Genomic DNA, 12,599 nt, shown 5'->3' with positions numbered 1-12,599 from the left:
CAAAAGGTCTTTTGGGGAAGGTGAAAGGATAAAGGTAAAAGGCGAAAGGTTAAAAAAATGCAGGTGAGCCACTTGCAAAGCTGTAGCTACCTTTTGCCTTTCACCTTTAGCCTTTTACCTTAAAACTACGCTCCTACCGCTTTTAACCAGGTTTGCGCCATCAGTGCTTCACCGGCTACACTTGGGTGTACGCCATCAAGGTTCCAGTAGGTAGCGGGGGCGGTTTGCTCCGCTTTATCAAACGCTGATTGATAAGGCACAAATACGGCGTCAAACTCGGTAGCTATGTCTTTAGCTGCTTTACGGAAAGAATCAAATGTTGGATACCATTTATCATCAACCGCCTTCACATTTTTCTCGGCAAAGGGCTCGCAGATCACCAGTTTAATATCGGGCAAGGCTTGTTTCGTACGGGTTAGCAGTGCCCGATAGTCGGCAATATAAGTATCTATCGTGCCCTTGTAACCACCGGTAAGCGTATGCCAAAAGTCATTTACACCTATGTGGATACTCAGTACGTTAGGTTTAAGCGCTAAACAATCAGTATCCCAGCGTTCGGCCAGTTGATATACTTTATTACCGCTAACGCCTTTATTATAAATCTTTAATCCTTTATCGGCATGTTTAAGTAACAGTTGAGAAGCTGTAAGCAATGCATATCCCGAGCCTAAGGCGCTGGTGGTATTAGGTTCGGTTTTACTATGGTCACGGCCCCAGTCGGTAATTGAATCACCTTGAAAAAGGACTATATCGCCCTGGTTAAAAATTACCTTTTTAGCCGGCATTTCACCAGCTAATGCCGATGATACAATTGACGGGATGCCCATAGTGGCAATAGTACCAAGTGCAGCAGTTTTTAAAAAATGGCGGCGATAGTTTTGTTCGGTATCTTTCATTTGTGGATTATGACTGGTATTTGTCGAAAATACTGATTTGCCTCAACTATTTAAACTTTGTTAGCTTTTGTATCAGGATTTGTAAAAGGAATATTACCTGCGTCGTTATCTGCCGCAAAGTTTATAGGCTTAGCCGGATCATAAGTAACATAAACACGTTTCCAGGGTTGGTCGTCAATCAGCCTCCATTTATGGGCCGTGCCGGTTGTGTCCTGGGCTACCAGGATCTCGCCGGGGTGCAATATAAATTTTTCGCCGGGATAAGTCTCAAATTCAAGGGTACCGGTAATGGTGATCACATACTGATAAGTTGGGGCATTATGGTAATCATAAAAAGCATGTGGTTCCGATTCCTGGAACCTGATAGCTAACGCTTCGTTAAGCGGGCCCAATTCAATTGTACCTTTCTCTATATGTGAATGACCGTCTTCGCCGGTGTATAACCTGTATGCTTTTATCATGCTTGCTAAACTAACATTTAACTGTTAACACTGCTGCATGCAGTACAATTATTGCAAAACAGTTGCTTTACCACAGCGAATGTTCATTTTATTTAGTTTTACAGATTATTCATCTGCGGTAAAACTTACGCCTCGTTTAACGGTTCAAATACATTATGCCAGCAACTGTATCCACCAAACGCTTCCAATTTTTTCCTTACCTCATAAGTTTGCTAATTGTTCTGTTTATCGGGTTTGTTGCGTCAATGGTTACCAGACCTGAAATTGCCGGCTGGTATAGTACGCTTAAAAAGGCATCTTTCAATCCCCCACCCTGGTTATTTGCGCCGGTATGGACAGCAATTTACATCATGATAGCAACTGCGGCTTACCTGGTTTGGAAACACCGCAGCCGCAAACCGGCTTACATCATTGCGCGTTCGGTATATTTCATTCAGCTTATTTTAAACTTTTCGTGGTCGATAGTATTTTTTGGAATGCACCAGGTAGCGATAGCTATGGTTGTGATCATCTTGCTGTGGCTCAGCATTATGGTAAATATTAATTGGTTTAATAAATTTAACCGAACTGCTGCCTGGTTATTAGTGCCCTATTTATTATGGGTAAGCTTTGCCAGCGTACTTAACGTGAGTATTTATTTCCTTAACCGATAGCTCATAAAAAACACTATTTTTATTGCAGATAATCATAGCATCGATAAAGAAGCTTTCTATCAAACCATGAAAAAAATCCTACTTATTTTTTGCCTTATTACGGCCGCGCACAGTTTTGTTTTTGCCGATAAAATTGCCATCAACAACTTTGTAGTTAAAGAAAATCCTTTTGCTGTTGACGAGGTTGCCGTAGTTGCTACCGACACCGCCGGTGTGATACAGGAAAATGTGAACGGTGTTTTCACCTTTGTAATGAACGGCTTTACCGAAGAATTGAAGTTTGACAAAGGCACAGCCTTTTACCGCCACAAGCTTGACCGGTCAAGCTTTTTATATGCCAAACACATGAATGATAGCGGCACACACGCTATACTATACTACATTTACAAGCACGATAGTAAACTAAGTCCGTTCCATATAAGCTGGGTGTTACTTGTAGCCGTGCCGCTTTTACTGGTTCTGCTTGCTTACATGTTTAAGCGTTTTATCATTATCGCGGTGGTTATCTTCTGTATATTCCTATATTTTAACTACCACAACGGCCTAAGCATTCCAACCTTTTTTGAAAGTATTATTGACGGGCTGAAGAATATCTTTTAGGAGGAAGGGCCCTTTTTGGTAAAAGGCTAAAGGTGAAAGACGAAAGGTGAGAGGTTAAAGGCGAAAGGTTAAAGGCTTTTAATGAGGTAAAGACAAAAGGCTTTATAAGAAAAAGTTAAATATGTAAGTTATCTGCAAAAGCTGCAGCTACCTTTTGCCTTTCACCTTTAGCCTTTTACCTAAAAAGGTAATCCTATACCAAAGTTAAGCTGCATGAAGTTGTAGCTTTCACCATTGGCCGCTTCATATGCTTTTTTAAACGAGCCTTTGCTAAACAATTCGCCGGCGTGGTTGATTAGCACCCATTGGTCAGACCCGCTAAACTGCGGGTCTTTCAGTTTAAAGGCCGCATCAAGCCTGAAAACGAAAAAACTTAAATCAAACCTTAAACCCGTACCGATACCCACCGCTGTTGAGCTTAAAAAGTTATTTAGTTTAAACTGACCGTTTGGATTATCCGGCTCGTCATGTAAACGCCATACGTTACCGGCATCAACAAAAAACGCACCTTTAAGCTTTGCTCCAAAAAAGTTATTTGCCAGCAGGTACCGGTATTCGGCATTGGTTATAAATTTGATTTCGCCAAACTGGTCAAGATACTTTAAACGGGCACGGTTAGTAAGATCATTGGCATAATATGTACCCCTGTTAAATTGCCCGGGACCTAATGTACGCGGCAGCCAGGCTCTGAGATCATTGGCGCCCCCTGCGTAAAAGTTCTTTTCAAAAATGAGTTGATCGCTATTGCCGTAAGGGATACCAATACCTGGATTGATACGGAATACAAATTGCTTTTCGCCGCCAAAGTTTCGGTAGATCCTTGTATCAAGTTCAACTTTGGTATACTGCGCAAAAGTATATCCAAAAAGCTTATGCTGCCCCTCGGCATCTTTGGGGGCATTTGTGAGATTACTTACCAGATTTAAGAAGTTGCCACCAATATCCAAACTGCCGCGGAAATAGGTAAAGTTTTCATAACCGTTAAGCTTAATGGCATTAACCTGATACGTGTATTGACTGCCGGATGTAAAAACAGTACGCCCGATCAGATAAACATATGAACCCCTGTTTTGATCAAGCAAAGCCCGCCTCGCAGCCGTATCAATTACACCCCTTGAAAATTCGATACTGATAGGCGTAATGGTATGTGATTTATATGGCGTATCAAAAAAATCGTAAGTAATGGAGTTGATAAAGCTTTCACGCTTAACCAGGTCCTTCTGAAAAAACAAAGAATAGTTTGACGAAAACGTTGTGTGCGGAACGCCGAATTTACCGAGAAAAGGGAATTTAAACGGCAGTAAAAGACGCGGATAGGTAAGCTGGCCCCCTACCCTAAACTCCTGGTTTTGGATAATGCTACGGTCGTTACCTACATTATTACCATTATCAAAAAGGATACTCCAGTTAACCTTCAGCTGCAGGATAGCTGCCTGTTTAAATAAATTCCTGTCGGTAAAAGTATTACCAATGTTATAACCAAAACGGCCGCCGCTAAAAAGCACCTCGCCCTCCACACGGTCGCTCATGCGTTTAAGCGGTACGATATCTATCCTTGTGTCCAGCCTGTTGGAGCTATCCTTTAGTTTTTCATAAACCGGGTTGGGTACATTCCTGAAAACGTTAAGTTCTGATAAACGCGTGGTGGTACGAGTTTGCTTATCGATATCGTATATTTCGCCTTTTTTTTGAAAAACATAATCAGTCACTACCCTGGGCTGAAACCTTTTGGAGTAATCAACAAACCTGAACTGCGAGTCGACCTGAATGGTATCAGCCTTCCCGGTAGTGCGTCCCTGGCTATTTGATATCGTGATTAAGGTGTTATTGATGGTATAAACCGGATGCTGTGTTTTTCCTGCCGGGTTATCTATGATCATTTTCACATCAACCACGCTGCTGTTAAAAGTAGAATCATAGGTAAAATTGATGTACTGCCTGTAAAAATCATAATAACCATTATGCTTCATCAGCAAGTAAAGCTGATCCCGGTCATAAGCTAAGCTATCTGTATCAAACCTGCCGCCTGGCTGTATGTGCGTTATCCTGTTGCGGTTGCCATTATACAACCCCTTGATATTATTATCGGCAATACTATCGGTAAACTTGCGGATGCGGAACATAGGCCCCTCGGTAGCCGTAAAAATCAGTTCGGCCTTTTGTTTTTTTATGACCACACTATCGGCAACCTTCGCCTTCAGATAACCGCGGCTCCGAATGTACTTTTCCATTTGCAGGCGCGAGTACTCAATCAGGTTGCTATCTACAACCACAGGGGCTTCCCCTATGTTTTTTTTCCCTTTGTTACTAAAAGTGTAGTATAGCTGCAAATTGAGCCAGTTGTTAGGCTGCTGTTCTTTATCTACATAATTCACAGCTGTTTCAGCAAATTGATCATCGATACCTTTTATAGTGATTTTGCGTACCAATGCCTGATCTTTACGGATACCCCGGGTAATACTACACCCCGAACCGATTATAACCAGCAAAATACTTAATATTGTAAGGCGGTAAACAACAGGTTTAGTATATGCTTTCAAAATCACAGATCAGTTTATTAAAATCCCTACAACAAAAAAAATTCCGTAAAGAGCATGGCTTATTTTTGGTTGAAGGTCACAAATCAGTTATTGAATTCGTAAATACTGCATACCAGGTTGATACTATATACCACACCGCCGAAATTGCTCCAAAAATGATGAATTTATCCCGAAAAATAAACTTTCAGGAAATTTCATCGTCCGACCTTGAAAAGATCAGCAGTTTGAAAACCCCGCAGGAGGTAATTGGTTTGGTTAAAATACCAAAATGGCCCATTTTAAATTACAACTCGTTGAAAAACAAGTTTTCGCTGGTACTTGACGGGGTGCAGGACCCCGGCAATATGGGCACCATTATCCGTACTGCCGACTGGTTTGGCATCACCGATATTATCTGTTCAGACGACACCGTCGACGTTTATAACCCTAAAGTAGTGCAGGCAACCATGGGATCATTAGCAAGGGTAAATGTACATTACGGGGAGCTTACGGCCATTCTCCCCCAAATAAAGCTCCCTTTATTTGGTGCAATGCTCGACGGCGAAAATATTTACAGCACCAATTTTCAAAATGAAGGGTTATTGGCTATGGGCAACGAAGGCAATGGTTTGCGCCCTGAAATACAGGCTTTAATAAACAAAAAAGTAACTATTCCCCGAATTGGCCACGCCGAATCATTAAATGTAGCCATAGCAACTGCTATATTATGTTCAGAAATTAAAAGAAATTCGTTCAAATAAATTTGCTCGCTGAAAATATTTACTATCTTTGCAGTCCTTAAAAAAGGGTCGGATGGCCGAGTGGCTAGGCAGAGGTCTGCAAAACCTTTTACAGCGGTTCGAATCCGCTTCCGACCTCAGGGTTAAAAAATTTTAAAATAAAAGACAATGGGCGTTACTCGTTTAAAAAGAAAAGACAGGAGAAATAAAACTTTTTCACGTTTAGAAGTTCAGTTCTTGAAACTGGCTACTAACCTTGAATACGGAAGCCGTTCTGCTGAGTCAAAACACAGCCAGATAGCTAAAAACAATGCAGCTTTAGATATCGCATTAGGCAAATAATTCTGTCCTTCTTCGGAAGAAAAAACTTAAAGTCCTGCTGGTTTCCGGCGGGACTTTTTTTGTTGCTGAACCATGATTGTCAGGATTTGAGGATGATCATGATGTTCCTCCCCCGTGTCCGTGTCCTCACCATAGCTGTTAACTTAAAGTAAAAAGCTCCTCAAAAGCAGAGAAATGTGCGATTCCCCTATCGAGAGGGGATTTAAAACTTTACGCCAAAGTACTCCCTTAAGTTAACGGCTGTTGTGTCCTCACAGACACACGGTGATCAGTATCCCGGATACATAAACGCTAAGGAAATGGAACAAACATCGGCGTTTCCGTTAGTACACTGAAACGGAAAAATACATGCTGCAAGAAAAATCCCGACAATCCTTAAATCTTAAAAATCAGGGTTCAGAATCCTTTTATTGATCCTGCCAATCAAACCCGGCCCTTCATAAATAAAACCTGTATACAGCTGCACCAATGATGCACCTGCCTTTAGTTTCTCCATAGCGTCTTCTGCAGAGTGAATCCCGCCTACCCCAATTATAGGGAATGAACCGTTCGATTTTTTATGCAGATAAGCTATTACTTCTGTTGAGCGCTGGGTAAGTGGCTTACCACTCAGCCCTCCCATTTCATCTTTTAACTTAGCCGGAGATATCAGGTTTTCCCTGCTTATGGTAGTGTTGGTGGCAATTAACCCTGCTATGCCTGTTTGCTGTACTATATCAACAATATCATCCAATTGTGAATCAGTTAAATCGGGGGCAATTTTTAACAGGATAGGCCTGCTTATGCCATTTTTATTATTGCGTTGCTGCAGCGTGTTCAGAATTTCCATTAAAGGGCCCTTTTCCTGCAACGCACGCAATCCCGGGGTATTGGGTGAGCTTACGTTCACTACAAAATAATCAACCACATCAAACAGGCGGTCAAAACATTTGATATAATCACTTACAGCATCTTCATTAGGGGTAACCTTGTTTTTACCGATGTTCCCTCCGATGATCAGGCCTTTATTGGCATTCTTTGGATCACGCCTGAAAGCGGCAATGCGCTCGGCGGCTACGTCCACACCAAAATTATTAAAGCCCATACGGTTAACAAGCGCACTATCTGCCGGAAGGCGAAACATGCGGGGCTTGTCATTACCGGGCTGTGGTAGTGGTGTAACTGTTCCTATCTCAACAAAACCAAAACCAAGGTTAGCCATCTCACCCATCATCTCGGCATTTTTATCAAAACCAGCGGCCAGGCCAACAGGGTTCCTGAATTTAAGACCAAAAACTTCACGCTCAAGTTTTGGATCCTTTACATCCCAAATAGCTTTGCTCAGTGACGTACCGCCCGGAAAACGGTTAAAACGCTTCAGGTTGCGGGTAACAAAGTAATGCACATTTTCGGGATCGAACCTAAACAGGATGGGTTTTATGAGCTGATACATGCCGCGAAGTTAGCACATTCCGGCACGTAGAGCAAACGGGATCTGTGAAGGTAATTGGCATTACACATGGAAGGACTGTCATCTTGAGCTCGTAGAAAGATGTGTAGAAGCCCACGTCACCACGCTTCGATAAGTTCAGTATGATCCCTATTTTTAATGACACCATTACATCTTTCAGCCCCCTGCCAATCCCTGCCTTATGAAGTCTTTTAAACTTCGTAAGGCTCCAAAATTTAAAAGGTGCAGTATCACCCTTAAACTGTGCTACGCCGTTAACAACTGTGTACAAAATACACTACAATTTTTAACGGATTTTAGCGCATCAAAATTAAATAGCGACGCCCATTTTAATTTAATATAAAAAACTAATAATCAACTAATTAAAAACAAAAAATCTTTGGTATAGAGGCGTATCATTTTTACTGAAACCGTTGTAAACAGCAATAATTTATATTTCGCTTTTTGCTTTTTTCTGATTAAGTTTAATAAATTTGATGCCTCCGGTTAGCCACAGTCCGGGCTCGTAACCAAACCGGCAAGCCTATTTAATTAAATTATGCAAAAAAAGTATTTAATTGCCTGTTTTATAGCGGGCGGATTATTAAAGGCTGGCTTTGTCAGCGCCCAAAGTAAAACACCGTATTCGGCGGCAGGTAAGTCTGTAAAAGTAATTGTATCCGAACAAAATGCCGGGTACAAATTTAAAGAAACCGAAACGCTAAAATTTTCTGATAAACCGCAACCTGCCGAAACAGAGGTAGCAGTATTTGTCGATCCGGCAAAAAAATTCCAAACCATGATAGGTATTGGTGGTGCACTTACAGATGCCTCGGCCGAAACTTTTGCCAAACTGCCAAAAGATAAGCAGAAAGAGCTTTTAACCGCCTACTACGATAAAGCCAAGGGCATTGGTTACTCTTTTGGCCGCACCAACATTCAAAGCTGCGATTTTTCAAGTGATAGCTACAGTTATGTAAAAGAAGGTGATAAGGAATTAAAAACTTTTGATATCAGCCATGATAAAACTTACCGCATCCCTTTTATTAAAGCGGCTACTGCAGCGGCAGGCGGCAAGTTGACCATGTTTGTTTCGCCATGGAGCCCTCCCGCTTTTATGAAGGATAATAACGATGTACTGCACGGCGGCAAGCTTAAAAAAGAATTTGATCAAAGCTGGGCCAACTTTTATGTAAAGTTTATTAAGGCTTATGAAAAAGAGGGCATACCTATCTGGGGCCTTTCGGTACAGAACGAACCAATGGCTAAACAAACCTGGGAATCATGCATGTACACTGCCGAAGAAGAGCGTGATTTTGTAAAGAACTTTTTAGGCCCAACTTTACAAAAACAAGGCATGGCAAGTAAAAAACTAATTGTTTGGGACCATAACCGCGATTTGCTTTACCAACGTGCCAGCACCATTCTGGAAGATCCTGCTGCAGCCAAATACATCTGGGGTATAGGTTTCCACTGGTATGAAACCTGGACAGGTGCTGGTCAAAACTTTGAGGCAACCCGTAAAACCCACGAGTCGTTCCCTGATAAAAACCTGGTGTTTACCGAAGGCTGTATCGAAAAGTTTGATTTCAACAAGATCAACGATTGGGCATTAGGCGAACGTTACGGTTTATCCATGATCAATGACTTTAACGCAGGTACCGTAGCCTGGACAGACTGGAACGTATTACTTGATGAAAAAGGCGGGCCAAACCATGTAGGCAATTTCTGCTTCGCTCCGGTACATGCCGATTTACGTAACGGAAGCCTGATCTATACCAGTTCATACTACTACATCGGCCACTTCTCAAAATACATTCATCCGGGTGCAAAACGCATCAGCGCGGTAGCCAGCAGGGATAAGCTGTTAACAACAGCCTATCAAAACCCTGACGGCTCAATTGCTGTGGTGGTAATGAATAAAACCGACGAAAAAATAGATTACAGCCTTTGGATAAAAGGAAAAGCGGCCGGCACTACTGCCCTGCCGCATTCAATTGCTACACTAATTGTGAAGTAGTTTTTTATAAAAATCTTTAGTTAATCAATCAACTAAATCTCTGGTATGGTGGGTCATTTATGATCCACCATTATCATTACCGGAAAATGGTCGCTTGGTTCTTTAGCCTCATATTTATCTGAACCTTTAGCTCTTGCCCTGTAACTATCTGTTAATATACCATACCGCTTCACTTTAAAATCTTTAGTTACAAAAATATGATCAATGCGTCCGGTGGTTTTATCGTTAGCATCAAAATCGTTAAATGTTCCGTTAGTAGCATACTTTACAGGAGATAGTTCGTAGCTATCTTTCAATACCCCCGAGTTATTAATCACAGCATAGCTATCAGATGTTTGATCAACATTAAAATCGCCCGATAATATGGTTGGAGAATTACCGCCAAATTCTTTTACTTTTTTCAATACCAGCTTAGCGCTTTCGCGGCGGGCTACAACGCCTATGTGATCCATGTGCAGGTTAAAGTAGTAAAACTTATAACCGGTTTTTATCTCCTGAAAATAGCCCCATGAGCAAATCCTTGGCAGCGCTGCGTCCCAGCCTTTATTGGGTTTATCCGTAATAGGAGCCATCCAAAAATCACCATGCTTAAGCAGTTTAAATCTGTCCTTTTTATAAAAAATGGCCGAAAACTCTCCTGCTGTTTTGCCATCATCGCGGCCAATACCTGTATAATTGTACTGCGGCATAGCCTGTTTTAAACCGTTAAGCTGGTGCACCAAACCTTCCTGGGTACCAAAAATATCCCAATCATGAAACCGGATGAGTTGTGTTATAACAGGCAGGCGCTGCTTCCAGCCATTGCCCCGCACCGAATCATCATTTGTGCTGTTGTCGTTACGTAAATTATAGGTTGCAATAGTAAGCTGATGCTGGGCATAGCCAGCCGATACGGATAGCATAGCCATCAACAATAAAGAAAATACTTTTTTCATAAATAGAAATTTAGGCAAAGTTGTTCCCTGCGGGCGAACAAAAGTAAAGGTAAATGTTAAATAATATGTCTTTAACCAGGATTCTGATCTTACCCAAACACCACCGTTTTGTTTTTATACACAAATACCCTGTCTTCAAATACAAGTTTCAGGGCCTTGGCCAGTACTGCGGTTTCAACTTCTTGACCGGCTTTTACCATATCTGTCCAGCTATAGGAGTGATTTACCGGGATGATCTGCTGAGCAATGATGGGCCCCTCGTCTAATTCATTTGATACGTAATGTGCTGTAGCACCGATAAGCTTAACTCCGCGCTCAAACGCCTGCTTATAAGGGTTAGCGCCTATAAATGCAGGTAAAAACGAATGGTGAATATTGATGATCTTCATCGGAAATTCGGCAACAAATCCAGGCGAAAGGATCCGCATAAATTTAGCCAATATCACATAATCAGGGGTATACTGTTTGATAGCCGCTACTACCTGCCGCTCAAATTCGGCTTTACTTGCCTGCTCATGGCTGATATGATAAAAAGGAATATCAAAGCGCTGGCATATATCCTGCAGTTTAGCATGGTTGCCTATTACACATTGTACACTTGCACCCAGGGTATTAAAATGATTGCGCACCAGGATATCGCTCAGGCAATGATACTCTTTGGTGGCCAGTACAACTATTTTTTTTACAGGTTCGGGATTTACTGAAATATAGGCCCCTTCGGGCAATATTTTGCGTAACGACTCTTCAAGCCCGGCATCATCCCCATCTTCAACCTCCAGGCGTGTAAAAAAAACGTTTTCATTATGATCAACATGCTCACGCATGGAAACTATATTAAGCAGGTGCTTGGCTAATGTTGCAGAAATCGCCGCTACAAGGCCCACCTTGTCTTTACACTGTATTACAATAATCATGCTTTAATGATACAAAGTTTTTTGCTGAATATACAACAGGCGGCTCACTAAATTATTTTCAACCTATTGTAGCAAAGCCAGGTGCAGTACCGTAAAGTATCTCATAACCAAACCATAATTATGAAAAATATCCTGTTAACAGCATCAGCAATTTTATTATGCAGTATAACCGCCTGCAATAAAGGCAACCTTCCCGGTCCGGGCAGCGATAGCATAATTGGCAAATGGCGCTGGGTAAAGTCAGTTGGCGGCATTGGCGGCTTTACTATTACGCCGCAAAGTAGTGGTTACTCCATTCGTAACGAGTTTTCGGCCGATAGCAGTTTCAAAAGGTTCAAAAATGATACGCTGCAGATCACCGGCAATTTCCGTACTACTAAGGATTATAAATACAGCCCGACTCAAACAGTTAATATATTATCAATATCTGGCCCTGCACTTGATACACACCCGGTATCGTACCTTATCAGCAACGATACCCTATACCTGAACGACATTTATATAGCCGATGGGTATAATGATGTGTATGTGCGGATGAAGTAAGGCATTGCTGATCACGACATCGTTGGTGCCTGTATCAACACAGAGTTCCACTTTCATGATCATTGGACGTTATATATTGCAAAACCCATACTTTCGGAGTTTCAAAAACTCCGAAAGTATGGGTTTTACTTTTCCATGCGTTTACACAATTCAATATATTACTTGAATAGGTAACCTACATTACTTACTATTTATCATGCCCTGCCTTCATCATATCGCGTACAGCTCTTGCTAACGAGATCTTTTCATTATTGTCAAGCTCCTTTTTCTTTTCCCCGTCGTTAAATTGATAACTAATATGCCCGTTATAATCGCTTTCAGCAATTACTTCAAAGTCGCTGTTTTTATATTTCACCTTTCCATTGGGCGAAATGCGACTGATTCCCGTACTATCGCCAGTAAAATACACGTGGCCCCAGTATTCAATCCTCCGCTCGTTGCCATTAGCGTTTTCAACAATAACCGTATGTCTTCCACCTATATGGCAAGCATCTAACAGGGCTATCACACCTATGACAACCAATACGTAACCTAATTTTTTCATGCT

The 12,599-nt window shown here is 41.7% G+C and carries 13 protein-coding genes and 1 tRNA gene; 7 read left to right on the top strand and 7 right to left on the bottom strand.

From position 1 onward, the window contains the following. Nucleotides 1-125: 125 nt before the first annotated feature. Together MTO98_RS07010 and MTO98_RS07005 are read right to left on the bottom strand one after the other, a co-directional pair. Nucleotides 126-896, bottom strand: coding sequence for an SGNH/GDSL hydrolase family protein (locus MTO98_RS07010; RefSeq protein ID WP_243485890.1), 771 nt, complete (start codon nucleotides 894-896; stop codon nucleotides 126-128). 50 nt (nucleotides 897-946) lie between these two features. Further along, nucleotides 947-1,357, bottom strand: coding sequence for a hypothetical protein (locus MTO98_RS07005; protein ID WP_243485889.1), 411 nt, complete (start codon nucleotides 1,355-1,357; stop codon nucleotides 947-949). Between the two features lie 155 nt (nucleotides 1,358-1,512). On the opposite strand from MTO98_RS07005, the gene MTO98_RS07000 reads away from it, so the two are divergent. Together MTO98_RS07000 and MTO98_RS06995 are read left to right on the top strand one after the other, a co-directional pair. Then, the gene (locus MTO98_RS07000; RefSeq protein ID WP_243485888.1) at nucleotides 1,513-2,010 is read left to right on the top strand and encodes a TspO/MBR family protein; all 498 of its coding nucleotides are present in this window, start codon (nucleotides 1,513-1,515) and stop codon (nucleotides 2,008-2,010) included. A gap of 66 nt (nucleotides 2,011-2,076) precedes the next feature. Then, on the top strand, nucleotides 2,077-2,610 hold the full coding sequence (locus MTO98_RS06995) for a hypothetical protein (protein WP_243485887.1): 534 nt from the start codon (nucleotides 2,077-2,079) through the stop codon (nucleotides 2,608-2,610). Between the two features lie 179 nt (nucleotides 2,611-2,789). Here MTO98_RS06995 and MTO98_RS06990 read toward each other — a convergent pair whose 3' ends face one another. Beyond that, a complete protein-coding gene (locus MTO98_RS06990; protein ID WP_243485886.1) occupies nucleotides 2,790-5,150 on the bottom strand; it encodes a BamA/TamA family outer membrane protein in 2,361 nt (786 codons plus the stop codon). On the opposite strand from MTO98_RS06990, the gene MTO98_RS06985 reads away from it, so the two are divergent. The 3 genes from MTO98_RS06985 to MTO98_RS06975 all read left to right on the top strand — a co-directional run bounded on the left by MTO98_RS06985 (nucleotide 5,141) and on the right by MTO98_RS06975 (nucleotide 6,211). Further along, on the top strand, nucleotides 5,141-5,890 hold the full coding sequence (locus MTO98_RS06985; RefSeq protein ID WP_243485885.1) for an RNA methyltransferase: 750 nt from the start codon (nucleotides 5,141-5,143) through the stop codon (nucleotides 5,888-5,890). The two genes, MTO98_RS06990 and MTO98_RS06985, sit on opposite strands and share 10 nt — an antisense overlap. A gap of 46 nt (nucleotides 5,891-5,936) precedes the next feature. Then, a tRNA-Cys gene (locus tag MTO98_RS06980) sits at nucleotides 5,937-6,007 on the top strand. A gap of 30 nt (nucleotides 6,008-6,037) precedes the next feature. Beyond that, nucleotides 6,038-6,211 (top strand): spore protein, encoded by a 174-nt coding sequence (locus MTO98_RS06975; protein ID WP_090527770.1) that lies wholly within the window; start codon nucleotides 6,038-6,040, stop codon nucleotides 6,209-6,211. A gap of 382 nt (nucleotides 6,212-6,593) precedes the next feature. On the opposite strand, the gene MTO98_RS06970 is transcribed toward MTO98_RS06975, so the two are convergent. After that, complete coding sequence (locus MTO98_RS06970) at nucleotides 6,594-7,643, bottom strand: quinone-dependent dihydroorotate dehydrogenase (protein WP_243485884.1); 1,050 nt, start codon at nucleotides 7,641-7,643, stop codon at nucleotides 6,594-6,596. A gap of 556 nt (nucleotides 7,644-8,199) precedes the next feature. On the opposite strand from MTO98_RS06970, the gene MTO98_RS06965 reads away from it, so the two are divergent. Further along, the gene (locus MTO98_RS06965) at nucleotides 8,200-9,660 is read left to right on the top strand and encodes a glycoside hydrolase family 30 beta sandwich domain-containing protein (RefSeq protein ID WP_243485883.1); all 1,461 of its coding nucleotides are present in this window, start codon (nucleotides 8,200-8,202) and stop codon (nucleotides 9,658-9,660) included. A 53-nt stretch (nucleotides 9,661-9,713) separates the two neighbouring features. On the opposite strand, the gene MTO98_RS06960 is transcribed toward MTO98_RS06965, so the two are convergent. After that, nucleotides 9,714-10,595, bottom strand: a complete 882-nt coding sequence (locus tag MTO98_RS06960; RefSeq protein WP_243485882.1) for an endonuclease/exonuclease/phosphatase family protein — start codon at nucleotides 10,593-10,595, stop codon at nucleotides 9,714-9,716. 89 nt (nucleotides 10,596-10,684) lie between these two features. Beyond that, nucleotides 10,685-11,509 (bottom strand): formyltetrahydrofolate deformylase, encoded by an 825-nt coding sequence (gene purU / locus MTO98_RS06955; RefSeq protein ID WP_243485881.1) that lies wholly within the window; start codon nucleotides 11,507-11,509, stop codon nucleotides 10,685-10,687. Nucleotides 11,510-11,629: 120 nt separating this feature from the next. Between purU and MTO98_RS06950 the strand changes: the two genes are divergently transcribed. Then, nucleotides 11,630-12,052 (top strand): hypothetical protein, encoded by a 423-nt coding sequence (locus MTO98_RS06950; protein ID WP_243485880.1) that lies wholly within the window; start codon nucleotides 11,630-11,632, stop codon nucleotides 12,050-12,052. Between the two features lie 187 nt (nucleotides 12,053-12,239). Here the strand turns inward: MTO98_RS06950 and MTO98_RS06945 are convergent, their stop codons facing one another. Then, on the bottom strand, nucleotides 12,240-12,596 hold the full coding sequence (locus MTO98_RS06945; RefSeq protein ID WP_243485879.1) for a hypothetical protein: 357 nt from the start codon (nucleotides 12,594-12,596) through the stop codon (nucleotides 12,240-12,242). Nucleotides 12,597-12,599 lie beyond the last annotated feature (3 nt).

The organism is Mucilaginibacter sp. SMC90 (assembly GCF_022811725.1).
In the GTDB taxonomy this organism is placed as follows: domain Bacteria; phylum Bacteroidota; class Bacteroidia; order Sphingobacteriales; family Sphingobacteriaceae; genus Mucilaginibacter.
The sequence above is the reverse complement of the archived record's forward strand: the minus strand, read 5'-3'. Positions and strand labels throughout refer to the sequence as shown.